The sequence below is a fragment of the Brenneria populi genome, assembly GCF_036016195.1.
GTDB classification, from domain to species: Bacteria; Pseudomonadota; Gammaproteobacteria; order Enterobacterales; family Enterobacteriaceae; genus Brenneria; species Brenneria populi.
The window spans coordinates 376,010-402,950 of the sequence record NZ_JAYWTM010000006.1; the positions used below are offsets into that span (position 1 = coordinate 376,010).

Sequence of the window (26,941 nt, forward strand, 5' to 3'; positions counted from 1 at the left end):
ATCGATCTCCGGCTTTTCTTTTTACCGGGGCCGGATCAGCTTTTTTCTATCGATAAGCTCGTTGGTTTCCGGATCGTAATATCTGCTAGGCCAGATCTCGGATGGGTGGATATTCAGCGCATCGGCTATCAGCCACTCTCCTTTAGGCCAAGGGCGCGAAAGCGCATTCGCCAGCGTTGACGAGCTTAACCCTGCGGCGCGGGATACCGCTGCCAGCGTTGTGCCTTTTTTACGCAGAGCGGCGATGATATCTGCGGGATGCCAGTCATGTTTCCTTAAAGTCATAATCCTTCCCTTATTGCTATAAGACGACTGTGTATTAGTGGTATAAATAACGTGAGTTCGTTATATGCCGAGCTAATATGACATGATTATTTGGAAATAATATAGCATCTATTTTCTATAATATTCTCAAATTATTTCCTAATAAACCTGTTTTTGTTAGGGATGGCGCTATCAGGATGAAAGGCTATGAAAAAAGAGTGGTTTGCTACCAATGAGCTGATCGGCGTTGGCGGGCTTCCTAAATCAAGGCAGGGATTAAATAAGCGCGCTCGTGAAGACGGGTGGGAGAAGCGACGTCGTCGCGGCGTCCAGGGAAGAGGCGTGGAATACTCGATCCATAGCCTGCCTGACACGGTAAAAAAATCGTTATTACTTGAGAGCGACTCTCCCGCCTATGCGGAAAAACAGTCCGCCACGCTTGCCGTGTGGATGCAGATATACGATCAACTATCTGAAACAGAAAGAGATAAACTTATCTCCCATATCCTGAGGGTGGGCGTGTCGACCACGCTGAACCAGTTGGGCATTTTCCCTTCCGATGAGAAAACCGATCCCACGGCGATGGCCGAATAGAGCCTATTCCGTCATCTGCTCCTCGCGGGAATATGACGGAACCTCTCCTCTTTCCCATTATCTCCCTTATTTTTTGCTCTATATCTTCAGCGTCTAACCCGCCCTTTACCTTGAAAAATCTAGCTATCTTCACGCAACATCGATATTTTTTGCATCTTTTAGTGGTATTAATAACGCGTAGATGTTAAATGTTTAGGTAATATTAGTTCACTATATGGAAACGCTCGGTGCAAATCGATGCTGTCCTTTCAGTAAGCAGGAGAGTGAGGCTATGGACAAAGAATGGTTCGCCACGAATGAGCTGCTTGGTCTCGGCGGGTTGCCTAAATCCCCGCAGGGATTAAACAAACGCGCGCGCGACGGCGGCTGGGAGCGACGGAAACGCAAGGGCGTGCAGGGGCGCGGCGTCGAGTATTCGATTCACAGTCTCCCCGATGAGGTGAGAAACCAGCTGTTGATGAAAGAAGAGGAGGCGCCTGGATATCAGGTGAAAAAGGAGCCAGCGCTGCTGGCCTCCTGGATACATATTTTTCACCAGCTCTCGGAAAGCGAACAATCACGGCTGATAAACTTTATCCTGCGTGAGGGAGCCGTTGCGATGCTGTCCCGTCTGGATGATGGCGCGGATGACCGGACGGCGTAACGATTCGCTGTAGTCTGTTTACGCCGCTAGAAATCACGCCGCACCGCGATATGAGCGAGGCCTTCCAGCGCCTTGCGGAATGGCGTTTCCTGCAACGGCCGTAGCGCGGCAATCGCTTTGTCGGCCTCTTCCTCCGCGCGTTTGCGCGTGTAGTCGAGCGAACCGCATTGCTGCATGGCGGCGAGCACGGGGTCAAGCAGATGACGTCCGTTGCCTTCTTCTATCGCCTGACGAATCATGGCGCTCTGCTTGGCGTTACCGTTGCGCATCGCGTGTAATAAAGGCAGCGTTGGCTTGCCTTCGTTAAGATCGTCCCCGGTATTTTTACCCAGCGTTTTGCCGTCCGCGTTGTAATCCAGCAAATCATCAATAAGCTGGAAGGCCGTTCCCAGATAGCGCCCGTAGTCCTGCAATGCCTTTTCCTGCTCAGGCGTCGCATTCGCCAGAATCGCCGATGACTGCGCGGCGGCTTCAAACAAGCGCGCGGTTTTACTGTAAATCACGCGCATGTAGCTTTCTTCGGTGATATTGGGGTCGTTACAGTTCATCAACTGCAGGACTTCGCCTTCCGCGATCACGTTAACCGCTTCGGACATCAGCGCCAGCACGCGCAGCGATTCCAGGCTGGTCATCATCTGAAATGCGCGGGTATAGATAAAATCGCCGACCAGCACGCTGGCCGCGTTGCCGAAAGCGGCATTGGCGGTGGCTTTGCCGCGGCGCATATCGGATTCATCGACGACATCATCATGCAACAGCGTGGCGGTATGAATAAATTCGATCAGCGCCGCCACGGTGACGTGTTTGTCGCCTTCATAGGCCAGCGCTCGGGCCGCCAGCACCGCGATCATCGGTCTGATGCGCTTGCCGCCGCCGCTGATGATATAATGGCCGAGTTGATTAATAAGAACGACATCAGAGTTCAGTTGTTCAATGATTACGTTATTAACGGCCGTCATATCCTGGGCGGTTAACGATGTGATTTGTTCTAGATTCATGGTTTGTGCCAGCTGATTTCTTCAACATCGCCGTAAGATTATTGCTGTCTCATATCGGCATATGATGGAATTTGTTGAGTTGATTGTACTGGAAAAATGAGCGAGATAAACGGCAGTTAATACGTTGTATTCTTTTTCTGCACATCCTTCGATTCTGCACTTGTCATCCTCGGGTTTTTTGCGTAGAATTCGCGCCCTATTGTGAATATTTATAGCGCGCTCTGGATAATCATACGTTGAGTGCGCGGAAAGCGGAGTTTTTTATGTACGCAGTTTTCCAAAGTGGTGGTAAACAGCACCGAGTAAGCGAAGGTCAAACCGTTCGCTTGGAAAAGCTGGACATCGCAACTGGTGAAGCTATTGAGTTTGATCAGGTTCTGATGATTGCCAATGGTGAAGAGATCAAAATCGGCGTTCCTTTCGTCGATGGCGGTAAAATTAAAGCTGAAGTTGTTGCTCACGGTCGTGGCGAGAAAGTTAAGATTGTTAAGTTTCGTCGCCGTAAACACTATCGTAAGCAAGCAGGCCATCGTCAGTGGTTCACTGACGTGAAAATCACCGGCATCAGCGCTTAAGATTTAGGAGAGCGGATAAATGGCACACAAGAAAGCTGGCGGTTCGACCCGCAACGGTCGTGACTCAGAAAGCAAACGCCTGGGCGTAAAACGTTTCGGCGGCGAAGCAGTATTGGCGGGCAGCATCATCGTTCGTCAGCGCGGGACCAAATTCCACGCTGGCAGCAACGTAGGCTGCGGGAAAGACCATACTCTGTTCGCTTTGTCTGACGGTAAAGTTCAGTTCGAAGTCAAAGGCCCTAAAAATCGTAAATATATCAGTATCGTCGCTGAATAATTTTTCGCGTTAGGTCTTACGGATTTAAGCCCCGCAATTCGTTGCGGGGCTTTTTACATTCTGATCCCAAGCGATCGCCTGGACGAACATGAAGAGTAAACAGCAGGCTGGCATCGGTCTTTGTCTGGCGCTGACGACGGCGATATGCTGGGGCGCTTTACCGATCGCCATGAAGCAGGTTCTGGTCGTCATGGAGCCCTATACGGTTGTTTGGTATCGATTTTTCATTGCGTCTATCGGGCTAGGCCTGTTGTTGTCCTCGCGAGGGCAGCTGCCTCCGCTGCGGATTTTTCGTCGGCGTCGATGGTTGATCGCCTTATCGATAGCCGCCTGCGGCTTGCTGGGGAACTTTGTCTTCTTCAGTTCATCGCTGCAATACCTGAGTCCTACCGCCGCCCAGGTTATCGGTCAACTTTCGCCTGTCGGTATGATGTTCGCCAGCGTACTCATCCTGAAGGAGAAGATGCGGGTGACGCAGGTTATTGGCGCGGTGACGTTGGTTTGCGGACTGATTTTATTTTTTAACGCCAGCCTGATTGAAATTTTCACCCGGCTTACCGATTACACGCTGGGCGTTCTGTTGGGCGTGTGCGCCGCCGGAGTCTGGGTAACGTACGGCGTCGCCCAGAAGATATTGCTGCGTCGTTTAACGTCGCAGCAGATTCTATTGCTGCTTTACCTCATCTGCATCGCGTTTATTACGCCATTTGCCCATCCGGAGGTTATCCTGCGGCTCAACGGGCTGCAGCTCGCCTGTTTGCTGTTCTGCGGCGCGAATACGCTGATAGGCTATGGCGCTTTGGCCGAAGCGATGGCGCGTTGGCAGTCTGCTCAGGTGAGTGCGGTCATTACGCTTACGCCGCTATTCTCGCTGCTTTTCTCCGACGCGTTGGCGCTTATCTGGCCGGTGCATTTTGAGATTACGGCGCTGAATTTAGCGGGATATATCGGCGCTCTGGTCGTTGTGGCCGGCGCCATGTTTTCCGCGATAGGACACCGCTTTTTCCCTGTAAGAAAAGAGCCCGTTTCTATAGCGGCGCTCAAGTAGGCGGCGTGTCTAAACGAAAAAACGATGCGCATTCGTAGCGGGGATGGGGAGCGGTGTACTAATATCCATTCATAGCCGCCGTTTTTCAGTTGCCGGCAACGTTTTATCCTGCAACTCGAAATCATTGTGTATTTTTAATACGGATGAAAATATTGGGGGAAACGGGTACAATCCGCCCCTTTGCCGGAAATAGGTTCTGGTGCGTCAGTTTTTAATGGTTGGCGGCGATAAAGCCGGCATTCCTTGAAAGCGCAAAATCACGCCAAAAAGAACCAATAAATAGCCTAAAACAAGTAGATGTTCTCTATTGGTTTTTTGCGGAGAGAGTCAATGAAGTTTGTAGATGAAGCCACGATTCTGGTTGTGGCCGGTGATGGCGGTAACGGCTGCGTCAGCTTCCGCCGAGAAAAATATATTCCCAACGGCGGCCCTGACGGCGGCGACGGCGGCGACGGCGGCGACGTTTATCTGTTGGCCGATGAAAACCTGAACACGCTGATCGACTACCGTTTTGAGAAATCATTTCGAGCTGAACGCGGACAAAATGGCCAGAGCCGCGACTGCACCGGGAAACGTGGTAAAGACATCACTATCAAGGTTCCCGTCGGCACCCGCGTGCTGGATACCGGAACCGGCGAAGTGCTGGGGGATATGACGAGTCACCAGCAACGGCTGATGGTCGCCAAAGGCGGCTGGCACGGGTTGGGCAACTCCCGGTTCAAGTCTTCCGTTAACCGGGCCCCTCGTCAGAAAACCGACGGTACGCCGGGCGAAGAGCGTGAATTGATGCTGGAGCTGCTGCTGCTGGCCGATGTCGGCATGCTGGGGTTGCCTAACGCCGGTAAATCCACCTTTATCCGCGCCGTCTCGGCGGCCAAGCCCAAAGTGGCCGACTATCCCTTTACTACGCTGGTGCCGAGCCTCGGCGTTGTGCGCATGGACAGCGAACAGAGCTTCGTCGTCGCCGATATCCCGGGCTTGATCGAAGGGGCTTCCGACGGCGCCGGTTTGGGCATCCGCTTCCTCAAACATCTGGAACGCTGCCGGGTGTTGCTGCATCTTATTGATTTGGCGCCGATTGACGAGTCCGAACCGATAGAAAACGCCAAAGTGATCGTCAATGAATTACAGCAATATAGCGCGGCTCTCTCTGAAAAGCCGCGCTGGCTGGTGTTCAACAAAGTTGATTTGATCGACAAGGCCGAAGCTGGAAAACGCGCCAAAGAGATCGCGGCGGCGCTGGGGTGGGAAGAGAAATATTATCTGATTTCAGCGGCGAACCGTGAAGGGGTGAATGCACTGTGCTGGGATGTGATGAACTTCCTGAAAGTACAGCCTAAAGCCGCGGCGGTCGAAGCCAGCGCGCCGGAGAAAGTCGAATTCATGTGGGACGACTATCACCGTGAGCAGTTGGCGGCGGCAGAAAATGAAGCCGAGGAAGAGTGGGATGATGATTGGGACGACGAGGACGAAGAGGGCGTCGAAACCATTTATCAACGCTGATCTCGCCCTATCTCATTGCCGGAAAACCGCGGTTTTTCCGGCAAAGCGCTGAGTCGGCCCTTGCCGGTTGCTTCGGGATATTGACGGATAAATGCCCGAGGCAGGCCATCCTGAGACTGGCGATACGGGGCGCGATCGCGCCCCGTATCCGTTTAATTACTCTGATAGATATCTTTGTATAAGCGGCTTTCAAACCGCACCAGCGGAACCCGCCGCGCGCGTTGGTCTTCCGGCGGCACCGCATAACCGGAAAGGTACTGGACGAAGGCCATTTTCTGACCGCTGGCCGTGGTGATGAATCCCGCCAGGTTGTACACCCCTTGCAGGGCGCCGGTTTTCGCCGAAACCTTACCGTCTACGCCCGCTTCATGTAATCCGCCGCGATAGCGTAGGGTGCCGTCATAGCCGGCAAGCGGCAGCATCTCAATATAATTCAGCTCGTTATCATGCTGGGCGATATACTGCAACGCCTGCATCATGGTGGCCGGCGATATCAGGTTGTGTCTCGACAGGCCGGAGCCGTCAACCACAATGCTGTTGCCTAAGTCCACCCCGGCTTTCTGGCGTAAAATTTGACGCACCGCATCGGCGCCGGCCCGCCATGTACCGGGAACATTGAACCGTTCGTGGCCGATGGTGCGGAAAACGGTATCGGCGATCATGTTGTCGGACTTTTTCAACATAATGGTCAACAGGTCGTGCAGCGGCGCGGACTGGGTCTGTGCCAGTACGCTGCCGGCCGGGCCGGGCTGAGTCTGCCGGCGCAGGCTGCCTTTTATTCTAATTTCGGCCTGCAGCAGTTCGTCTTTGACAATCGCGCCGGCATAGCTGGCGCCATCCTGAATGGCGAAGGCCAGCGGGAGCGGGTCTTGCCGCTGCGTCAGGCAGCCGGTGAGCGTAAATCGATTCAGCTCTCCGGGTACCACATCCAGCTCGCAATATTGCGCCTCGGGGGAGCCTTTGGCCAGGGTGCGCACCTCGCTGAACATTTGCACCGGGTAGTAAGAGGCCACGCGGATGAATGCGTTGTCGCCGGCCTTAGGCGCGCTGTAGAGCGAAACGGAGAAGCAGTTGCGGTCGACGATTGCCGCGGACGGCGGCGCGCTGAAGCATTGCGTCATGTCGTTCCAGGGCCAGCCGGGCGCTTTATCGTGGCTGGCGAAGACCGAGGTGTCGATCATCACATCGCCCTCGATTTCCCGGATGCCGCGTTTTTTTAATTCCTGCACCATATTGCGTATTTGCTGGCGCTTTAACGTCGGGTCGCCGCTGAAGCGAACGATCAGATTACCCCGCAATTGGCCGTTAGTGACCGGGCTATGGCTTTCCATCGTGGTCGCAAAACGATAATCTGGTCCTAGCTGTAGGAGCGCCGCCAGCGCGGTCAGCACTTTTTGCGTACTGGCGGGCAGCGCCATCTGTTGACTGTTAAAGGCTAACGTAGGGGTAGTCGCGCCAATTTTTTGCACAACCAGAGCCAGATTGGCGCCATCGGGCAAATACTGAATGTGATCTTCAACAGTTGCTGCATTCGCATGCAGAACAAAAGCGCAGGCAAGTCCGGGAATGATCGATGAAAAACGCATAATCTCAGCTAACAACGGGGTAACGTGCGGTCATACTACGGCGCAACAAGGCCTAAAGTAAACGATGATCCCTATGGAACTCTGGGTTAAAATACGTATCAAAATGCAAAACCGCTTCCGGCCTGGAAATTTTTGTTCCGGGGCTGGTTACTTTTGTTTAATTGCCAGAAAGCACTGGCATATAAGTAGATACTCCGTCGTATTTGATTGTTAACGCGTCAGGATGGATGACGATTATTTGAGGCGTACGGATTTTCTAGAGGTATAGACAATTATGAAACAATTTCCGATGACGTTGCGCGGCGCTGAAAAATTACGCGAAGAGCTGGATTTTTTAAAGGGCGTTCGCCGGCCTGAAATCATTGCCGCGATCGCCGAAGCCCGCGAGCATGGCGATCTGAAAGAAAATGCGGAATACCACGCCGCGCGCGAGCAGCAGGGGTTCTGTGAAGGGCGTATCCGGGATATAGAAGCCAAATTATCCAATGCGCAGATTATCGACGTGACTAAAATGACGGCGACGGGGCGCGTCATCTTTGGCGCAACCGTTAAGATCGTCAATCTGGACACGGAAGAAGAGCAGACTTATCGCATCGTTGGCGATGACGAGGCTGACTTTAAGCAGAATCTGATCTCCGTTAACTCGCCGATCGCCCGCGGGCTTATCGGTAAAGAACAGGACGACATTGTTGTGATTCGTACGCCGGGCGGCGACGTAGAGTACGAAATCGTCAGCGTTGAATACCTGTAATTTCGTTATCTTGATGATAAAAACAACAAAGTTTGTAAAGAAAAGAAAAAGGCCGCTTGCGGCCTTTTCTCTCACAGAGAGGCATGGCACCTTTCCGTTAAAACAGCGTATCTTGAAATAAAAAATGCTATCGTGGTAACACTATTTTACCTTCTTTCGAAGGACGATAGAGTACCAGCGTATGACCGATAACCTGAACGTTATTGGCCCCGGTTTCACGAATAATAGCTTCAATAATCAAAGTCTTAGTCTCTCTTTCTTCAGCGGCGACCTTAACTTTGATCAGTTCGTGATGTTCTAATGCTTGTTCGATCTCAGCCAGAACACCTTCGGTGAGGCCGTTATTGCCCAGCATGACAACCGGTTTTAACGGGTGCGCCAGACCTTTCAGGTGTTGTTTTTGTTTATTACTTAGATTCATTGTCTTTTTTGCTTAGGTTGGGATTGAAAACGGTTCATTCTACCGCCATCTCATGATTATAACCAATTTGGTTGTGCGGATTGAGATCGGAGAGCCGTCTCTACTTACCCCTAGCGCCTTATTCAGAATGGTTGGGAAATAGATGGCCACTAAAAAGCGTTCTGCAAGTTCCAGTCGCTGGTTGCAGGAACACTTTAGCGATAAATATGTGCAACAGGCGCAGAAAAAAGGGCTCCGCTCTCGAGCTTGGTTTAAACTTGATGAAATACAGCAGAGCGACAAACTGTTTAAACCCGGCATGACGGTTGTTGATTTAGGCGCGGCGCCCGGCGGCTGGTCGCAGTACGTTGTGACGCAGATTGGCGGTAAGGGTCGCATCATTGCATGTGATATTCTGCCGATGGATCCTATTGTCGGTGTCGATTTCCTGCAAGGGGATTTTCGTGATGAATTAGTCCTTAACGCTCTTCTCGAAAGAGTCGGGGACAACAAGGTTCAGGTGGTGATGTCTGACATGGCCCCGAACATGAGCGGTACACCGGCAGTTGATATTCCGAAAGCGATGTATCTGGTTGAATTAGCACTTGGTATGTGTCGGGATGTTTTAGCGCCAGGCGGAAGTTTCCTGGTCAAAGTGTTTCAGGGAGAAGGTTTTGATGAATACCTGCGGGAAATTCGCTCCCTGTTTACGAAGGTTAAAATTCGTAAACCAGACGCTTCGCGTTCCAGATCTCGTGAAGTGTATATCGTAGCGACAGGGCGCAAACTGTAGTACCCTAACGCTGTTTTTTAACACAGTTGTAATAATGAGGTTAATCCCTTGAGTGACATGGCGAAAAACCTGATTCTCTGGTTAGTCATCGCAGTCGTGCTGATGTCCGTATTCCAGAGCTTTGGGCCCAGCGAGTCGAATGGCCGTAGGGTGGATTATTCAACCTTCTTAACTGAAGTGAATCAGGATCAGGTCCGTGAAGCACGTATCAACGGGCGTGAGATCAGTGTTATCAAAAAAGATAGCAACAGATACACGACTTATATTCCTGTCAACGATCCCAAGCTGCTGGATAACCTGCTAACGAAGAATGTGAAAGTCGTTGGTGAACCGCCGGAAGAGCCGAGTTTACTGGCTTCGATCTTTATTTCCTGGTTCCCGATGCTGCTACTGATCGGCGTCTGGATCTTCTTCATGCGTCAAATGCAGGGCGGCGGCGGTAAAGGCGCCATGTCCTTTGGCAAGAGCAAGGCTCGTATGCTGACGGAAGACCAGATCAAAACGACGTTCGCCGATGTCGCCGGTTGCGACGAAGCGAAGGAAGAAGTCAGCGAACTGGTTGAGTATCTGCGTGAACCCAGCCGATTCCAGAAGCTGGGCGGCAAGATACCGAAAGGCATTCTGATGGTCGGCCCGCCGGGGACAGGTAAAACCCTGTTGGCGAAAGCGATCGCCGGCGAAGCGAAAGTTCCGTTCTTTACGATTTCCGGTTCAGACTTCGTTGAAATGTTTGTCGGTGTAGGGGCTTCCCGCGTTCGCGACATGTTCGAGCAGGCGAAGAAAGCCGCGCCTTGTATCATCTTTATCGATGAAATCGATGCGGTAGGCCGTCAACGCGGCGCCGGATTGGGCGGCGGCCACGACGAACGTGAACAGACGCTGAACCAGATGCTGGTCGAGATGGATGGTTTCGAAGGCAATGAAGGCATTATTGTGATCGCCGCCACCAACCGTCCCGATGTGCTTGACCCGGCGTTGCTGCGTCCGGGCCGTTTTGACCGTCAGGTCGTGGTCGGCCTGCCGGACGTGCGTGGCCGTGAACAGATTCTGAAAGTGCATATGCGCCGCGTGCCGCTGTCTCCGGATATCGATGCGTCCGTTATCGCGCGCGGCACGCCCGGCTTCTCCGGCGCCGATTTGGCCAACCTGGTCAACGAAGCGGCCCTGTTCGCCGCCCGTGGTAATAAACGAGTTGTCTCCATGGTTGAGTTTGAAAAGGCGAAAGACAAGATCATGATGGGGGCGGAGCGCCGCTCCATGGTGATGACGGAACAGCAGAAAGAGTCGACGGCCTACCATGAAGCGGGTCATGCGATTATCGGTCGGCTGGTGCCGGAACATGATCCGGTGCATAAAGTGACGATTATTCCGCGCGGACGCGCGTTGGGCGTGACGTTCTTCCTGCCGGAAGGCGATGCGATCAGCGCCAGCCGTCAGAAGCTGGAAAGTCAGATCTCCACGCTGTACGGCGGTCGTCTGGCTGAAGAGATCATCTACGGAGCGGAGAAGGTTTCTACCGGCGCGTCGAACGATATCAAGGTCGCGACCTCTATTGCCCGCAACATGGTCACGCAGTGGGGCTTCTCCGAAAAACTCGGTCCGCTGCTGTACGCGGAGGAAGACGGCGAAGTCTTCCTGGGGCGCTCCGTCGCCAAGGCCAAACATATGTCCGATGAAACCGCCAGAATCATCGACCAAGAAGTTAAATCTCTGATTGAACGTAACTACCAGCGCGCGCGTGAGTTACTGATGGCGAATATGGACATCCTGCATTCCATGAAGGATGCATTGATGAAATATGAAACCATCGATGCGCCGCAAATCGATGATTTGATGTCGCGTAAAGATGTGCGTCCGCCCGCGGGCTGGGAAGAGCCTGGTTCAGGCAGCAGCTCCGGCAGCGGCGGTTCGCCGAAGTCGCCGACGCCGGTTGATGAACCGCGCACGACTAACCCGGGCGGCACGATGTCTGAACAGTTAGGCGAGAAATAAATCGATCGACGCTGTATCACAGGGTAGCCGTCGTTAAGCCAAACCCCGGACTTGTCCGGGGTTTTTACTTAATTATCAGCCGGATAGGTTTTAATATAGTCAACGATTTGAGGGATAAGCATGCAATTGATCGCCAGAGGATCAACCCTGGATCTTTCTCGCCCCAACGTTATGGGCATTCTCAACGTCACTCCCGATTCATTCTCCGACGGCGGCCGGCACAATACGTTGGATGCGGCGCTGGTTCATGCCCAGGATATGATCGCCGCCGGCGCGACGCTGATTGATATTGGCGGAGAGTCAACCCGCCCCGGCGCCGACGAGGTTAGCGTGCAGGAGGAGCTGGAGCGCGTGATTCCCGTCGTCGAGGCGCTGGCGAGGCGTTTTGACGTATGGATTTCTGTCGATACGTCAAAGCCTGAAGTGATAACGGCTGCGGCGCAAGCGGGCGCTCACTTAATTAACGATATTCGTTCATTGCAAGAACCCGGCGCTTTGGCTGCCGCGGCGGCGACCGGGTTACCGGTGTGCCTGATGCATATGCAGGGATTGCCAAAAACCATGCAGCATAACCCTCACTATGATGACTTGATGAGCGAGGTGGGGGATTTTTTACAGCGGCAGATCGCGCGCTGCGTGAACGGCAATATTCTGAAAAGTAATTTGTTGCTGGATCCCGGATTCGGATTTGGCAAGAATCTGACCCACAATTACCAGCTTCTGGCCCGCCTGGGGGAATTGCATCGCTTCGGATTGCCTCTGCTGGTGGGGATGTCGAGGAAATCGATGATTGGACAACTGCTCAAGGTTCCCCCGGTGCAGCGGGTGCAGGGCAGCGTGGCCTGCGCAGTGATTGCGGCGATGCAGGGCGCGCAAATTATTCGTGTCCATGACGTAAAGGAAACGGTAGATGCGATGCGCATAGTTGAAGCGACTCTTTCAGCAAAGGAATAAAAATTATTATGAGTAACCGTAAGTATTTTGGGACCGATGGCGTTCGGGGAAAAGTGGGCGATAGTCCGATTACCCCCGACTTTGTGCTGAAGCTGGGCTGGGCGGCAGGAAAAGTGCTGTCGCGACACGGCTCCCGTAAGATCATCATCGGTAAGGACACCCGAATTTCCGGTTATATGCTGGAGTCTGCGCTGGAGGCCGGCCTGGCGGCGGCGGGATTGTCCGCCTCGTTTACCGGCCCCATGCCGACGCCGGCGGTGGCCTACCTGACCCGCACCTTCAGGGCGGAAGCCGGTATCGTTATCTCAGCCTCCCACAATCCCTATTACGACAACGGCATTAAATTCTTCTCCATCGACGGCACCAAACTGCCAGATGAGGTTGAAGAGGCGATCGAAACGGAACTTGAGAAGCCGCTGACCTGCGTTGAATCGGCGGAGCTGGGTAAAGCCAGCCGCATCGTTGACGCCGCCGGACGTTATATCGAATTCTGCAAGGGGACATTCCCGAGCGAGCTGAATCTGAACGGCCTGAAAATCGTGGTTGATTGCGCGAATGGCGCAACCTACCACATTGCCCCCAGCGTGCTACGCGAACTGGGCGCGAAGGTCATCGCTATTGGCTGCGAGCCGGACGGCATGAACATCAATGAAGAGTGCGGCGCCACGGATGTCCGGCAGTTGCAGGCGCGCGTTCTGGCGGAAAAGGCCGACGTAGGGCTGGCTTTTGACGGCGATGGCGACCGATTGATTATGGTGGATCACCTTGGCAATAAAGTCGACGGCGATCAGATCCTGTATATCATCGCTCGGGAGGGGCTACGCCAGGGGCAGCTGCGCGGCGGCGCGGTGGGAACGTTAATGAGCAATATGGGGCTGGAGCTGGCGCTGAAGCAGCTGGGCATTCCATTCGCCCGCGCTAAAGTCGGCGATCGCTATGTGCTGGAGATGATGCAGGCCAAGGGGTGGCGTATCGGCGCTGAAAACTCCGGTCATGTTATTCTTCTGGATAAAACAACGACGGGCGACGGCGTTATCGCCGGTTTGCAAGTGCTTACTGCCATGATCAGAAACCACATGAGTCTGCACGATCTGTGCAGCGGCATGAAGCTATTTCCTCAGGTGCTGGTGAATGTTCGCTACTCGGGCGAGAACGATCCGCTTGAGGACACGCGGGTTCAGCAGATAACGCACGACGTGGAGAAAGAGCTGACGGGGCGGGGACGGGTATTGCTGCGCAAATCAGGCACGGAGCCGCTGATCCGCGTGATGGTCGAAGGTGAAAATGAAACGACGGTTATCGAACTGGCCAATCGCATCGCAGATGCGGTCAAAGCGGTTTAAACCAGGCCGGCATTAGCCGGGGCGGGCTCCCCTGCCCGCCGTCTTCCGCTTCGTCGCCGGCGAGGCTGAGAAACGCCGCCGCGGTTTTTTATTCGGGTTCGATTCGCCACTGGCTAACCTTAACAATCAAGCAGATAAGGCGTTCAACGACGATTATGTCGCGAAAGACGCTGTTTTTTTCTTCAATCAGCCAACGGCGGTTAAATTACCCTTGCGTACGCTACAGCCTTTGGTTAGTATTCAGACCCGCTTAATAAGGGATGATGTTTTCATTCGCTTTAGCGGATTACGCGCGGTTTTTTCCGCAAGAATTTAAAATTCCCATAAATAATGGGGAAAACGGTTACAGGTACAACTATGTACGAAGCTCTGTTAGTCATTTTCCTGTTGATAGCGATCGGGCTGGTTGCCTTGATCATGCTGCAACAAGGTAAAGGTGCTGATATGGGAGCCTCGTTCGGAGCAGGTGCTTCCGCCACTTTGTTCGGTTCGAGCGGCTCCGGGAATTTCATGACCCGCATGACGGCGGTACTGGCGACGCTGTTTTTCATTATCAGTCTGGTGCTGGGCAATATGAGCACTCGGCACGGTAAGGCCGGCGGCGTATGGGATAACCTGAGCCAGCCGGAAAAAGTCGAGCAGAGCACGACGCCTGCCGCGCCTTCTGCGCCAGCGAGCGATATTCCGCAGTAATCGTTTTGAGTTTTAAGTAGTACCGACGACGGCGACCGCCGCTGTTGTCGCGCAGCAGTAATTGTGATGCCGAGGTGGTGGAATTGGTAGACACGCTACCTTGAGGTGGTAGTGCCCGATTGGGCTTACGGGTTCAAGTCCCGTCCTCGGTACCAATCCTATAGATAACTTGCTTTTTGGCGGTTGTCAGCGTAGTATTTGCCACGTTTTCGGACGCGGGGTGGAGCAGCATGGTAGCTCGTCGGGCTCATAACCCGAAGGTCGTCGGTTCAAATCCGGCCCCCGCAACCACTTAACTTTCCGGGTAGCGTTTTTTCAAATAGGCTGTTCATTAAGTTTTCATCGCTTCCGCAGTCGTTTTGAAAGAATCCTTAACCGAAAGTTAGGCCGCGTTGTTTAGCGGTAATAGGGTCCAGTTGCATAAAGCCCCGATATATCGGGGTTTTTTGTTATTTGGTAACAGAATTACTGGGCTATTAAGCCCTTTTTTTATGTCTTGGGGGTGGGCTTGTCCACGTTAGAGCAAAAATTAACAGCGATGATTTCAGCACCAGTCGAAGCATTAGGCTATGAGCTGGTTGGCATTGAGTTCATCCGTGGTCGCCAATCGACGCTGCGTATCTATATTGATAGTGAAGATGGGATCACTGTTGATGATTGTGCTGATGTCAGTCACCAGGTCAGCGCCGTGTTGGATGTTGAAGATCCCATCACCGTCGCCTACAACCTGGAAGTATCATCTCCGGGGCTTGAGCGTCCTTTGTTCACGGCGGAACATTATGTCCGTTTCATCGGTGAAGAGGTGACGGTGGTGCTGCGTATGGCAGTCCAGAATCGCCGCAAATGGTTAGGGGTTATTAAGGCCGTTGACGGCGAGATGATCACCATAACAGTGGAAGGCAAAGACGAAGTGTTCGCGCTGAGCAACATCCAGAAAGCGAACCTGGTACCCCACTTTTAAAGTTTGGATGAGGCAACTAGGATGAATAAAGAGATTCTGGCTGTTGTTGAAGCTGTTTCCAACGAAAAAGCCGTCCCGCGTGAAAAGATTTTCGAGGCGTTGGAAACCGCACTGGCGACAGCAACGAAGAAAAAATACGAACAGGAAATCGATGTTCGCGTCAGTATCGATCGTAAAACCGGCGATTTCGATACCTTCCGCCGCTGGCTGGTGGTCGAGGAAGTTACCCAGCCAACGCGTGAAATTACCCTGGAAGCGGCGCAGTTTGAAGATCCCGCTCTCGGCATCGGTGATTACGTCGAAGATCAGATCGAATCCGTCACCTTTGACCGTATTACCACGCAAACCGCAAAACAGGTTATCGTACAGAAAGTGCGCGAAGCCGAACGCGCCATGGTCGTCGATCAGTTCCGCGAACAGGAAGGCGAGATTGTCACCGGCGTCGTGAAGAAAGTTAACCGTGATAACATCTCTCTGGATTTAGGTAATAACGCGGAAGCGGTTATCGGTCGTGAAGATATGCTGCCTCGGGAAAACTTCCGCCCCGGCGATCGCATTCGCGGCGTGCTGTACGCCGTTCGCCCTGAAGCCCGCGGCGCTCAGCTGTTTGTCAGCCGTTCCCGCCCGGAAATGCTGGTCGAACTCTTCCGTATCGAAGTTCCGGAAATCGGCGAAGAAGTTATCGAGATCAAGGCTGCGGCCCGCGATCCCGGCTCCCGTGCGAAAATCGCGGTGAAAACCAACGACAAACGCATTGACCCGGTCGGCGCTTGCGTAGGCATGCGCGGCGCGCGCGTTCAGGCCGTCTCCAGCGAGCTTGGCGGCGAGCGCATTGATATTATTCTGTGGGATGATAATCCCGCCCAGTTTGTTATCAACGCCATGGCCCCGGCCGATGTCGTTTCCATCGTGGTCGACGAAGATACCTGTACGATGGATATCGCCGTGGAGTCCAGCAACCTGGCTCAGGCGATTGGCCGCAACGGCCAGAACGTGCGTCTGGCTTCCCAACTGTTGAAACAGCATCGTTCGGACGATCGTTGGGAACTGAACGTTATGACCGTGGAAGATCTTCAGGCCAAGCATCAGGCTGAAGCGCATGCCGCGATTGATGTCTTCACCAAGCATCTGGATATCGACGAAGAGTTCGCCACCGTGCTGGTTGAAGAAGGCTTCTCCTCGCTTGAAGAGCTGGCGTATGTGCCGATCAAAGAGCTGCTGGCAATCGAAGGGCTGGACGAAGAGACCGTTGAGGTATTGCGTGAGCGAGCCAAGGCCGCGTTAACGACGCTGGCGTTGGCGGATGAAGAAAGTCGCGGCGACGGCCAACCCGCAGACGATTTGCTCAGTTTACCTGGCCTGTCGCGTGAATTGGCGTTTAAGCTGGCCGCGCGCGGCATTTGCACGCTGGAAGATCTTGCTGAGCAGGGCGTCGACGACCTGACGGATATTGAAGAGCTTAATGACGAAAAAGCCGGCGAGCTGATTATGGCCGCCCGTAATATCTGTTGGTTTGGCGACGAAAACGAATAACGAACTGTAGCAGGAAAGGAACAGCATGACAGATGTAACCGTAAAATCGCTGGCCACAGAGATTCAGACTTCGGTTGACCGCCTGATACAGCAGTTTGCTGATGCGGGAATTACCAAGTCTGCATCGGATTCTGTGACCCAGCATGAAAAAGAAACATTATTGGCGCACTTGAACCGGGATCGTGGAAATGCGCCAGGTAAATTGACACTGCAGCGTAAAACGCGTAGCACGTTAAATATTCCGAGCACCGGCGGAAAAAGTAAGTCGGTGCAGATTGAAGTCCGCAAGAAACGCACTTATGTAAAACGCGATCCTCTCGAAGCTCAAAAAGCGGAAGAGGAAGAGCTGGCACGGCGTGAAGCGGAAGAACAGGCACAACGCGCTGCTGAAGAGCAAGCCAAACGCGAGGCGGAAGAAAAAGCCAGGCGTGAGGCCGCTGAGAAAGCAAAGCGCGCTGCTGAAGAGCAAGCCAAACGTGAAGCCGCCGAAAAAGCTAAGCGTGATGTAGCGGAAAAAGAAAAAGTGATTAATCAACAAAACGATAATATAACCAAGCCTGCTCAGGCTGAAAAAGCCCGACGTGAAGCCGAAGCCGCCGAGCTTAAGCGTAAAGCCGAAGAAGCCGCTCGCCTCAAGGTTGAAGAAGAAGCGCGGCGCATGGCTGAAGAAGCCCGTCGCATGGCGGAAGAGAACGCCGGACGCTGGGAAGCTGAAAGCGCCAAGCCTGAAGAGTCTGCCGATTATCATGTGACCACTTCGCATCATGCCCGCGAGGCGGAAGATGAAAACGATCGTCAGGTTGAAGGCGAACGCCGCAGCCGCGGCCGCGGTAAAGTGACCAAGCAGAAAAAAGGCAACCGTCTGTCCGAATCCAAAGCCGATCGCGAAGAGGCCCGCGCCGTTACCCGCGGCGGCAAAGGAAAACGCAAACCCAGTTCGTTGCAACAGGGATTCAACAAGCCGGTTCAGGCCGTTAACCGTGATGTCATCATCGGTGAAACGGTTACCGTCGCCGAGTTGGCGAATAAAATGGCGGTGAAAGGCTCCCAGGTTATCAAAGCCATGATGAAGATGGGCGCCATGGCCACGATTAACCAGGTTATTGACCAGGAAACCGCGCAGTTGGTTGCCGAGGAGATGGGCCATAAAGTTATTCTTCGCCGTGAGAATGAACTTGAAGAGGCGGTAATGAGCGACCGCGACACCGGGGCCGCCGCTGAGTCCCGCGCGCCGGTAGTCACCATCATGGGCCATGTCGACCATGGTAAAACCTCGCTGCTGGACTACATCCGTTCAACCAAAGTCGCCGCGGGCGAAGCCGGCGGCATCACGCAGCATATCGGCGCTTATCACGTTGAAACCGACAACGGCATGATCACGTTCCTGGATACGCCCGGACACGCCGCGTTTACCGCGATGCGCGCGCGCGGCGCCCAGGCGACGGATATCGTGGTGCTGGTTGTCGCTGCGGATGATGGCGTAATGCCGCAGACCATCGAGGCCATCCAGCACGCCAAAGCGGCGCATGTGCCGGTTGTCGTCGCGGTGAACAAAATCGATAAGCCGGAAGCCGATCCCGACCGTGTGAAAACCGAACTGTCCCAGTACGGCATCATGCCGGAAGAGTGGGGCGGCGAATCTCAGTTCGTACACGTATCCGCCAAGGCGGGCACCGGCATCGACGAACTGCTGGACGCCATCCTGCTGCAAGCCGAAGTGCTGGAGCTGAAGGCGATCCGCAGCGGTATGGCCAGCGGCGTGGTGATCGAATCCTTCCTGGATAAAGGCCGCGGCCCGGTCGCGACCGTTCTGGTGCGCGAAGGCACCCTGAACAAAGGCGATATCGTGCTGTGCGGTTTTGAATACGGACGCGTTCGCGCAATGCGTGACGAACTGGGACGTGAAATTACCGCGGCCGGTCCGTCCATTCCGGTGGAAATCCTCGGGCTGTCCGGCGTGCCGGCGGCAGGCGACGAAGCGACCGTGGTCCGTGACGAGAAAAAGGCGCGTGAAGTGGCGCTGTATCGTCAGGGCAAATTCCGCGAAGTCAAGCTGGCCCGTCAGCAGAAGTCCAAGCTGGAGAATATGTTCGCCAACATGACCGAAGGCGAAGTTTCCGAGCTGAATATCGTGCTTAAGTCTGACGTTCAGGGCTCTTGCGAAGCGATTTCCGATGCGTTGGAGAAATTGTCCACCGAAGAAGTGAAGGTGAAAATCGTCGGCTCCGGCGTGGGCGGCATCACCGAAACGGACGCCACGCTGGCGGCCGCGTCGAATGCGATTATTCTTGGCTTTAACGTCCGCGCCGATGCGTCAGCGCGTCGTATCGTTGAGTCTGAAAATCTGGATCTGCGCTACTATTCGGTTATCTATGACCTGATTGATGAAGTTAAGCAGGCCATGAGCGGCATGCTGGCGCCGGAATACAAACAGGAAATCATCGGCCTGGCCGAAGTTCGCGATGTATTCAAATCGCCGAAGTTCGGCGCCATCGCCGGCTGTATGGTGACGGAAGGCGTGGTTAAGCGTCACAACAAGATTCGCGTACTGCGTGAAAACGTGGTCATCTATGAAGGCGAGCTCGAGTCCCTGCGTCGCTTCAAAGATGACGTCAACGAAGTTCGCAGCGGTATGGAGTGCGGTATCGGCGTTAAGAACTACAACGATGTCCGTGCCGGCGACGTGATCGAAGTTTTTGAAACGATTGAGATCAAACGTACGATTGCCTAAATCGGCGTTAAGCGATGCGATAAGTTATTCATGGGGGGCCTTGCGCCCCCCGATTTTTACTTGAGGATTCAACATGGCAAAAGAGTTCAGCCGCACCCAGCGCGTAGCGCAGGAAATGCAAAAAGAAATCGCCATTATTATTCAACGGGAAGTGAAAGATCCGCGGATCGGCATGGCCACCGTATCCGGCGTTGAGGTTTCACGCGATCTGGCTTACGCCAAAGTGTTCGTGACGTTTCTGAATGACAACGAACCGGAGCAGGTGAAAGCGGCGGTTAAGGCGCTGCAAGACGCCTCGGGTTTTATCCGCATGCTGCTGGGTAAGGCGATGCGTCTGCGCGTGGTGCCGGAACTGACGTTTTCCTACGATAATTCGCTGGTGGAAGGGATGCGTATGTCCAATCTGGTCACGAACGTTGTCAGACATGACGCCGAGCGTCGTTCGGCGACGGGCGAAGATCGGGAGGATTAATGAGCCGTCCTCGCCGCCGCGGCCGTGATGTGCACGGCGTATTGCTATTGGATAAACCGCAGGGCATGTCCTCCAATGATGTTTTGCAGAAAGTAAAACGGATTTTCAACGCCAATAAAGCCGGCCATACGGGAGCCTTGGATCCGCTGGCGACGGGGATGTTGCCCATTTGCCTGGGCGAAGCGACAAAGTTTTCGCGCTACCTGCTGGATTCTGATAAACGATATCGCGTTATTGCCCGTCTTGGGCAACGGACGGATACCTCAGATGCCGATGGTAATGTGATTGAAACGCGTCCGATCGCTTTTTCTTCCGCTGAGCTGGACGCGGCGCTGGACGCTTTTCGCGGCGCGACGAAACAGGTTCCCTCGATGTACTCGGCGCTGAAGTATCAAGGTCGTCCGCTCTACGAATATGCGCGTCAAGGGCAGGTCGTTCCACGAGAAGCGCGCGATATTACCGTTTATGAACTGCTGTTTATCCGCTGCGAGGGCGATGAGCTTGAACTGGAGATTCACTGTTCGAAAGGCACCTATATCCGCACCATTATTGATGATTTAGGCGAACGGCTCGGCTGCGGCGCGCACGTGATTTATCTGCGCCGCCTGCAGGTTGCGACCTATCCGGCGCAACGGATGGTGACGCTGGACCAGCTGAACGCATTGCTGGAACAGGCGCAGGCCGAGGCGCGCTCGCCGGCGCTGAGTCTCGATCCTTTGTTAATGCCGATGGAGAGCCCGGCCATGGGCTTTCCCGAAGTCAATCTGACCCCTGTTACCGCCGGCTATCTGAAGTTGGGGCAGGCGGTTCAGGCCTCCGGCGCGCCGGCGCACGGCATGGTGCGGATTACCGAAGGCGATGCGCGTAAGTTCATCGGCATGGGCGAGATCGACGACGAAGGACGCGTGGCTCCCCGCCGTTTGGTCGTCGAGTTTCAGGAGTAAGTCGGCCTGTTGGCGCCTTGCTATCGGGTGAGGCTAAGAGTAGAATAGCGCGGCTTGACTATTGGGTGGCTGAATTAGAGATCGGCGCCTGTTTTTTTATCTATAATGTTTGGAGTATGACTATGTCTCTAAGTGTTGAAGCTAAAGCTAAAATCGTTGCAGAGTTCGGTCGCGGCGCTAACGACAGCGGTTCTACCGAAGTTCAGGTTGCTTTGCTGACTGCGCAGATCAACCACCTGCAAGGTCACTTTGCCGAGCACAAAAAAGATCACCACAGCCGTCGTGGTCTGCTGCGTATGGTTTCTCAGCGTCGTAAGCTGCTGGACTACCTGAAGCGTAAAGATGTAGCGCGTTATACCACCCTGATTGAACGTCTGGGTCTGCGTCGCTAAGCTTTCTGAGTTTCAGTGGGAAGGGGCCTTTGCAGGCCCCTTTCTTCTAGGAAGCGTGAGTAAAACAGAGTAATGTAGTTGTTGTTTTAATTATGATCTTTCATTGCAGAGGTTCGCGCGGCTAATGAGAGGCTTTATCTGCATGGGCGGAATAAAGGTTGTCATTAGTCGCGAGGATGTGATGCAAAGATCGGGAGTTCACCGGCGCGTCTATCTTGAACAGGTATGATGCGCCCAAGTTAAGGATATTATTTTGCTCAATCCGATCGTTCGTAAATTTCAATACGGGCAGCATACCGTCACGTTAGAAACCGGTATGATGGCTCGCCAGGCTACCGCCGCCGTTATGGTCAGCATGGATGATACCGCAGTATTCGTGACCGTGGTCGGCGCTAAAAAAGCTAAACCGGGTCAGGATTTCTTCCCGTTAACCGTTAACTATCAAGAGCGTACTTACGCTGCGGGGCGAATTCCCGGCGGCTTCTTCCGTCGCGAAGGCCGTCCGAGCGAAGGTGAAACGCTGATCGCGCGTCTGATCGACCGCCCGATTCGTCCGCTGTTCCCCGATGGTTTCCTGAATGAAGTTCAGGTTATCGCCACCGTGGTTTCCGTTAACCCGCAGGTAAACCCCGATATCGTCGCCATGATTGGCGCGTCCGCCGCGCTGAGCCTGTCCGGCATTCCGTTCAACGGCCCGATCGGCGCGGCGCGCGTCGGCTACCTGAACGATCGGTACGTGCTGAACCCGACCACGGATGAGCTGAAAGAGAGTCGTCTGGATCTGGTGGTCGCCGGCACTGAAGGCGCGGTGCTGATGGTTGAATCCGAAGCCGATCTGTTAAGCGAAGATCAGATGCTGGGCGCCGTGGTGTTCGGCCATGAGCAGCAGCAGGTGGTTATTCAGAACATCAATGAGCTGGTGAAGGAAGCGGGGAAACCGCGCTGGGACTGGCAGCCGGAGTTGGCGAACGACGCGCTGAACGCGCGCGTGGCGGCCTTTGCCGAGTCTCGCCTTAGCGATGCGTATCGTATTACCGACAAACAGGAACGTTACGCGCAGATCGACGCGATCAAAGCGGAGGCGATCGCCGCCCTGCAGGCCGAACAGCCGGAAAACGAGCCGCTGGATGAAAGCGAGCTGGGCGAAATCCTGCACGCCATCGAGAAAAATGTGGTGCGTAGCCGCGTGCTGCGCGGCGAACCGCGTATCGACGGACGTGAAAAAGACATGATCCGCGGCCTGGATGTGCGCACCGGCGTGCTGCCGCGTACGCATGGCTCCGCGCTGTTCACCCGTGGCGAAACCCAGGCGCTGGTTACCGCGACCCTGGGGACGGAGCGCGATGCGCAGACCATTGACGAGCTGACCGGCGAACGTACCGATCGCTTCCTGCTGCACTATAACTTCCCTCCGTACTCCGTTGGGGAAACCGGTATGGTTGGCTCGCCGAAGCGCCGTGAAATCGGCCATGGCCGTCTGGCGAAACGCGGCGTGCTGGCCGTGATGCCGAAAGCCAATGAGTTCCCTTACACCGTGCGTGTGGTTTCCGAGATTACGGAGTCCAACGGTTCTTCCTCTATGGCTTCCGTGTGCGGCGCGTCTCTGGCGCTGATGGATGCCGGCGTGCCGATTAAAGCCGCTGTCGCAGGCATTGCGATGGGGTTGGTGAAAGAGGGCGAGAACTTTGTCGTGCTGTCCGATATTCTGGGCGATGAAGACCATCTGGGCGATATGGACTTTAAAGTCGCCGGCAGCCGCGAAGGCATCACCGCGTTGCAGATGGATATCAAAATCGAAGGCATCACCCGCGAAATCATGCAGGTTGCTCTGAACCAGGCCAAAGGCGCGCGTCTGCACATCCTGGGCGTGATGGAACAGGCGATCAGCACGCCGCGCGGCGATATTTCCGAATTCGCGCCGCGTATCCACACCATTAAGATCAGCACGGATAAGATTAAAGACGTTATCGGTAAAGGCGGCTCGGTTATCCGCGCGCTGACCGAAGAAACCGGCACCACCATCGAGATCGAAGACGACGGTACGGTTAAGATCGCTTCAACCGATGGTGAGAAAGCCAAGCACGCGATTCGCCGTATCGAAGAGATTACGGCTGAAATCGAAGTCGGCCGAATCTATCAGGGTAAAGTGACGCGCATCGTCGATTTCGGCGCTTTCGTCGCCATCGGCGGCGGTAAGGAAGGTCTGGTGCATATTTCTCAAATCGCCGATAAGCGAGTAGAGAAAGTGACCGATTACCTGCAAATGGGTCAGGAAGTTCCGGTCAAGGTACTGGAAGTCGACCGCCAGGGCCGCGTGCGCCTAAGCATTAAAGAAGCCAATGCTCAACCTCAGGAAGCCGCGGCAGCGCCTTCTGAGGGAGAATAACTGTTAACGACAGTAGTGCGGCTCCTTACCCAAGGTAAGGAGCTGCGATCGTAAGGAGCGGACGTCCTTATGTTGAGCAAACCGGGACAGGATGTTCATCCAATGTTTGTCTTCGGGAGTGGGAAATGAAGCCTTTCTTGCGCTGGTGTTATGTTGCGACAGCTCTTATGCTGGCAGGATGCAGCAACACGAATTGGCGTAAAGACGCAGTATTGGCAATTCCATTACAGCCTACTTTACAGCAGGAAGTTATTCTGGCGCGCATGGAACAAATTCTTGCCAGCCGGGCATTGACCGATGATGAACGAGCACAGCTATTATATGAGCGCGGAGTGCTGTATGATAGTTTAGGGTTGCGGGCGCTAGCGCGGAATGATTTTTCACAGGCGTTGACGATCCGCCCCGATATGCCGGAAGTTTTTAACTATCTGGGTATTTATTTAACGCAGGCAGGCAATTTTGATGCTGCCTATGAAGCGTTTGATTCTGTACTAGAGCTTGATCCAACTTACAATTACGCGCGTTTAAACCGGGGCATCGCTTTGTACTATGGCGGTCGTTACCTGTTAGCGCAGGATGATCTGCTGGCGTTTTATCGAGACGATCCCAATGATCCTTTCCGTTCGTTGTGGCTGTATCTTGCGGAGCGAGAAATCAATCCGGAGACGGCCAAAGTAGCGTTGCAGAAACGCTATGACGGGGCGCAAAAAGGGCCATGGGGATGGAATATTGTCGAATTCTACCTGGACGGTATCAGTGAAAAAGTGCTGATGACCCGTTTGCAGGAAGAGGCTACGGATAACACTTCGCTCGCTGAGCATCTCAGTGAAACTGACTTCTATTTAGGTAAGCACTACCTAAGTCTGGGGGACAAGAACACCGCTTTGGCGCTGTTCAAGCTGACGGTTGCCAACAATGTTCATAATTTTGTTGAGCACCGCTATGCATTGTTGGAATTGGCGCTATTAGGCCAAGAGCAAGACGACCTATCAGGATCGGACCAGCAATAGCTGACGAACAACTCTATCAGCCCTAAAACTACGGTTATCGCCTTCGCGGGTGAGGGCTTTTTTGTTCGCTTTTTAATCCAATATGAGCCGGTTCACACTTTTCAATGAAAATGACTGAAAATTTTCTCGACGAGTTATGTAGACTGGCCGCCATCTATGAGGCACGTGTACATGACTACTGAGCTTGAAACTTCTTTTGCCGATCTGGGGCTGTGCGCTCCGATTATTAATGCCCTGACCGATTTGGGCTACGAAAAACCTTCGCCGATTCAGGCGGAATGTATTCCTCACTTACTGAGCGGGCGCGATGTGCTGGGCATGGCGCAGACCGGTAGCGGTAAAACGGCGGCGTTTGCGCTGCCGTTGCTGAACAATCTCAAACCCGAATTAAAAGCGCCGCAGATGCTGGTGCTGGCCCCAACCCGCGAACTGGCCGTACAGGTGGCCGAAGCCTGTAATGATTTTGCCAAACATATGCACGGCGTGAACGTGGTCGCTCTGTACGGCGGCCAGCGTTATGACGTACAGCTGCGCGCTTTGCGCGGCGGCGCGCAGATCGTCGTCGGTACGCCGGGACGTCTGTTGGATCACCTGAAGCGCGGCACGCTGGATCTCTCCAACCTGAGCGGTCTGGTGCTGGATGAAGCCGATGAAATGTTGCGCATGGGCTTTATTGAAGATGTGGAAAACATCATGGCGCAGATCCCGGCGGAGCATCAGACCGCGCTGTTCTCCGCCACCATGCCGGAAGCGATTCGCCGCATTACGCGCCGTTTTATGAAAGATCCGCAGGAAGTTCGTATTCAGTCGAGCATCAATACCCGTCCTGATATCAGCCAGAGCTACTGGACGGTGCATGGCCTGCGTAAAAATGAAGCGCTGGTGCGTTTCCTGGAAGCGGAAGATTTTGATGCGGCGATTATCTTCGTGCGCACGAAAAACGCGACGCTGGAAGTGGCGGAAGCGCTGGAACGCAGCGGTTATAACAGCGCTGCGTTAAACGGCGACATGAACCAGGCGCTGCGTGAACAGACGCTGGAGCGTCTGAAAGACGGCCGTCTGGATATTCTGATCGCCACCGACGTGGCCGCCCGCGGCCTGGACGTCGATCGCATCAGCCTGGTCGTCAACTACGATATTCCGATGGATGCCGAGTCTTACGTTCACCGTATCGGTCGTACCGGCCGCGCCGGCCGCGCCGGCCGCGCATTGCTGTTTGTCGAAAACCGCGAGCGCCGCCTGCTGCGTAATGTCGAACGCACCATGAAGCTGACCATTCCGGAAGTGGAACTGCCGAATGCCGAGCTACTGGGCCAACGTCGTCTGGCGAAGTTTGCAGCGAAAGTTCAGCAGCAACTGGAAAGCAGCGATCTGGATATGTACCGTGCGCTGCTGTCTAAACTGCAGCCGGAGGAAGAGCTGGATATCGAAACCCTGGCCGCGGCGTTGCTGAAAATGGCCCAGGGCGAGCGTCCGCTGATTCTGCCGCCGGATCCGGTATTCGATCGCCGTCCGCGCCGTGAATTCCGCGATCGCGATGAATTCCACGGCGACCGTCGTCGCGATGGCGATCGTCCCGCGCGCCGTGAACGTCGTGATGTCGGCGATATGGAGCTGTATCGTATCGAAGTCGGACGCGACGACGGCGTGGAAGTACGCCATATTGTGGGCGCCATCGCCAATGAAGGCGATATCAGCAGCCGCTACATCGGTAATATCAAGCTGTTCGGCTCCCACTCGACGATCGAGCTGCCGAAAGGCATGCCGGGCGATCTGCTCTCCCACTTCACCCGTACGCGTATTCTGAATAAACCGATGAATATGCAGCTGCTGGGCGATGCCAAACCGCACGACCGCGGCAATGGCGAACGTCGCGGCGGACGCCCTGGCGGAGATCGCCGTGACGGCGCACCGCGTCGTTCCTACAGCAATGGCGAACGCCGCGAAGGGAATGCAGGCGAGCGTCGCGGACGCAGCTTCAGCCGTGATGCCGCTCCGCGCCGTCGTTCCGCTGACGCGTAATGGAAAGTTATAGCGGAAGATAGCCGCTGCGCCTGAGACCGCTTTAAATTTTCACCGTAAACGCAAACGGCCCTTT

The 26,941-nt window shown here is 54.4% G+C and carries 26 protein-coding genes and 2 tRNA genes; 24 read left to right on the forward strand and 4 right to left on the reverse strand.

Annotated features, from left to right (window positions below; translation table 11 throughout):
- Positions 1-21 precede the first annotated feature (21 nt).
- Entirely contained in the window at positions 22-285 is a 264-nt protein-coding gene (locus VSX58_RS09220; protein ID WP_327614161.1) for a helix-turn-helix domain-containing protein, read from the reverse strand.
- A gap of 186 nt (positions 286-471) precedes the next feature.
- Between VSX58_RS09220 and VSX58_RS09225 the strand changes: the two genes are divergently transcribed.
- Together VSX58_RS09225 and VSX58_RS09230 are read left to right on the forward strand one after the other, a co-directional pair.
- Positions 472-858, forward strand: coding sequence for a DNA-binding protein (locus tag VSX58_RS09225; RefSeq protein WP_327617793.1), 387 nt, complete (start codon positions 472-474; stop codon positions 856-858).
- Positions 859-1,129: 271 nt separating this feature from the next.
- The gene (locus VSX58_RS09230) at positions 1,130-1,501 is read left to right on the forward strand and encodes a DNA-binding protein (RefSeq protein ID WP_327614159.1); all 372 of its coding nucleotides are present in this window, start codon (positions 1,130-1,132) and stop codon (positions 1,499-1,501) included.
- 26 nt (positions 1,502-1,527) lie between these two features.
- Here VSX58_RS09230 and ispB read toward each other — a convergent pair whose 3' ends face one another.
- Positions 1,528-2,499, reverse strand: coding sequence for an octaprenyl diphosphate synthase (ispB, locus tag VSX58_RS09235; protein ID WP_327614158.1), 972 nt, complete (start codon positions 2,497-2,499; stop codon positions 1,528-1,530).
- A gap of 263 nt (positions 2,500-2,762) precedes the next feature.
- Between ispB and rplU the strand changes: the two genes are divergently transcribed.
- The 4 genes from rplU (at position 2,763) to cgtA (ending at position 5,902) form a co-directional block, all read left to right on the forward strand.
- On the forward strand, positions 2,763-3,074 hold the full coding sequence (gene rplU / locus VSX58_RS09240) for a 50S ribosomal protein L21 (protein ID WP_048636291.1): 312 nt from the start codon (positions 2,763-2,765) through the stop codon (positions 3,072-3,074).
- Between the two features lie 19 nt (positions 3,075-3,093).
- A complete protein-coding gene (rpmA, locus tag VSX58_RS09245; protein ID WP_009114475.1) occupies positions 3,094-3,351 on the forward strand; it encodes a 50S ribosomal protein L27 in 258 nt (85 codons plus the stop codon).
- Between the two features lie 88 nt (positions 3,352-3,439).
- Entirely contained in the window at positions 3,440-4,399 is a 960-nt protein-coding gene (locus VSX58_RS09250; RefSeq protein ID WP_327617794.1) for a DMT family transporter, read from the forward strand.
- A gap of 330 nt (positions 4,400-4,729) precedes the next feature.
- Positions 4,730-5,902, forward strand: a complete 1,173-nt coding sequence (cgtA, locus tag VSX58_RS09255) for an Obg family GTPase CgtA (RefSeq protein WP_327617795.1) — start codon at positions 4,730-4,732, stop codon at positions 5,900-5,902.
- Positions 5,903-6,054: 152 nt separating this feature from the next.
- Here cgtA and dacB read toward each other — a convergent pair whose 3' ends face one another.
- Positions 6,055-7,488, reverse strand: coding sequence for a serine-type D-Ala-D-Ala carboxypeptidase (gene dacB / locus VSX58_RS09260; RefSeq protein WP_327617796.1), 1,434 nt, complete (start codon positions 7,486-7,488; stop codon positions 6,055-6,057).
- A gap of 274 nt (positions 7,489-7,762) precedes the next feature.
- Here dacB and greA point away from each other — a divergent pair, with 274 nt between their 5' ends.
- Positions 7,763-8,239 carry a transcription elongation factor GreA gene (gene greA / locus VSX58_RS09265; RefSeq protein ID WP_327614154.1) on the forward strand — a complete coding sequence of 159 codons (477 nt, stop codon included), beginning with the start codon at positions 7,763-7,765 and terminating at the stop codon, positions 8,237-8,239.
- 127 nt (positions 8,240-8,366) lie between these two features.
- Here greA and yhbY read toward each other — a convergent pair whose 3' ends face one another.
- Positions 8,367-8,660 (reverse strand): ribosome assembly RNA-binding protein YhbY, encoded by a 294-nt coding sequence (gene yhbY / locus VSX58_RS09270; protein WP_327617797.1) that lies wholly within the window; start codon positions 8,658-8,660, stop codon positions 8,367-8,369.
- Positions 8,661-8,802: 142 nt separating this feature from the next.
- Here yhbY and rlmE point away from each other — a divergent pair, with 142 nt between their 5' ends.
- The 17 genes from rlmE to VSX58_RS09350 all read left to right on the forward strand — a co-directional run bounded on the left by rlmE (position 8,803) and on the right by VSX58_RS09350 (position 26,865).
- A complete protein-coding gene (gene rlmE / locus VSX58_RS09275; protein WP_327614152.1) occupies positions 8,803-9,432 on the forward strand; it encodes a 23S rRNA (uridine(2552)-2'-O)-methyltransferase RlmE in 630 nt (209 codons plus the stop codon).
- A gap of 48 nt (positions 9,433-9,480) precedes the next feature.
- Positions 9,481-11,424 (forward strand): ATP-dependent zinc metalloprotease FtsH, encoded by a 1,944-nt coding sequence (gene ftsH, locus VSX58_RS09280; RefSeq protein WP_327614151.1) that lies wholly within the window; start codon positions 9,481-9,483, stop codon positions 11,422-11,424.
- 120 nt (positions 11,425-11,544) lie between these two features.
- On the forward strand, positions 11,545-12,378 hold the full coding sequence (gene folP / locus VSX58_RS09285; protein WP_327617798.1) for a dihydropteroate synthase: 834 nt from the start codon (positions 11,545-11,547) through the stop codon (positions 12,376-12,378).
- Positions 12,379-12,386: 8 nt separating this feature from the next.
- Positions 12,387-13,721, forward strand: coding sequence for a phosphoglucosamine mutase (gene glmM, locus VSX58_RS09290; protein WP_327617799.1), 1,335 nt, complete (start codon positions 12,387-12,389; stop codon positions 13,719-13,721).
- 357 nt (positions 13,722-14,078) lie between these two features.
- Entirely contained in the window at positions 14,079-14,414 is a 336-nt protein-coding gene (gene secG / locus VSX58_RS09295; protein ID WP_327614147.1) for a preprotein translocase subunit SecG, read from the forward strand.
- Positions 14,415-14,482: 68 nt separating this feature from the next.
- Positions 14,483-14,569, forward strand: a tRNA-Leu gene (locus VSX58_RS09300).
- A 59-nt stretch (positions 14,570-14,628) separates the two neighbouring features.
- A tRNA-Met gene (locus tag VSX58_RS09305) sits at positions 14,629-14,705 on the forward strand.
- A 217-nt stretch (positions 14,706-14,922) separates the two neighbouring features.
- The gene (rimP, locus tag VSX58_RS09310) at positions 14,923-15,375 is read left to right on the forward strand and encodes a ribosome maturation factor RimP (protein WP_327614146.1); all 453 of its coding nucleotides are present in this window, start codon (positions 14,923-14,925) and stop codon (positions 15,373-15,375) included.
- Positions 15,376-15,396: 21 nt separating this feature from the next.
- The gene (gene nusA, locus VSX58_RS09315; RefSeq protein WP_327617800.1) at positions 15,397-16,908 is read left to right on the forward strand and encodes a transcription termination factor NusA; all 1,512 of its coding nucleotides are present in this window, start codon (positions 15,397-15,399) and stop codon (positions 16,906-16,908) included.
- 25 nt (positions 16,909-16,933) lie between these two features.
- Entirely contained in the window at positions 16,934-19,639 is a 2,706-nt protein-coding gene (gene infB, locus VSX58_RS09320) for a translation initiation factor IF-2 (RefSeq protein ID WP_327617801.1), read from the forward strand.
- A gap of 73 nt (positions 19,640-19,712) precedes the next feature.
- On the forward strand, positions 19,713-20,111 hold the full coding sequence (rbfA, locus tag VSX58_RS09325) for a 30S ribosome-binding factor RbfA (protein WP_327614143.1): 399 nt from the start codon (positions 19,713-19,715) through the stop codon (positions 20,109-20,111).
- Positions 20,111-21,055 carry a tRNA pseudouridine(55) synthase TruB gene (gene truB, locus VSX58_RS09330; protein WP_327617802.1) on the forward strand — a complete coding sequence of 315 codons (945 nt, stop codon included), beginning with the start codon at positions 20,111-20,113 and terminating at the stop codon, positions 21,053-21,055. Before rbfA ends, truB begins: the two co-directional genes overlap by 1 nt.
- Positions 21,056-21,177: 122 nt before the next feature.
- On the forward strand, positions 21,178-21,447 hold the full coding sequence (rpsO, locus tag VSX58_RS09335) for a 30S ribosomal protein S15 (protein ID WP_327617803.1): 270 nt from the start codon (positions 21,178-21,180) through the stop codon (positions 21,445-21,447).
- Between the two features lie 253 nt (positions 21,448-21,700).
- The gene (gene pnp, locus VSX58_RS09340; RefSeq protein ID WP_327617804.1) at positions 21,701-23,833 is read left to right on the forward strand and encodes a polyribonucleotide nucleotidyltransferase; all 2,133 of its coding nucleotides are present in this window, start codon (positions 21,701-21,703) and stop codon (positions 23,831-23,833) included.
- A 125-nt stretch (positions 23,834-23,958) separates the two neighbouring features.
- A complete protein-coding gene (gene nlpI, locus VSX58_RS09345) occupies positions 23,959-24,843 on the forward strand; it encodes a lipoprotein NlpI (RefSeq protein WP_327614139.1) in 885 nt (294 codons plus the stop codon).
- Between the two features lie 110 nt (positions 24,844-24,953).
- Entirely contained in the window at positions 24,954-25,025 is a 72-nt protein-coding gene (gene yrbN, locus VSX58_RS22510) for a protein YrbN (RefSeq protein WP_349824363.1), read from the forward strand.
- Positions 25,015-26,865, forward strand: coding sequence for a DEAD/DEAH family ATP-dependent RNA helicase (locus tag VSX58_RS09350; RefSeq protein ID WP_327617805.1), 1,851 nt, complete (start codon positions 25,015-25,017; stop codon positions 26,863-26,865). The genes yrbN and VSX58_RS09350 overlap by 11 nt, the downstream gene beginning before the upstream one ends.
- The last annotated feature ends 76 nt before the right edge of the window (positions 26,866-26,941 follow it).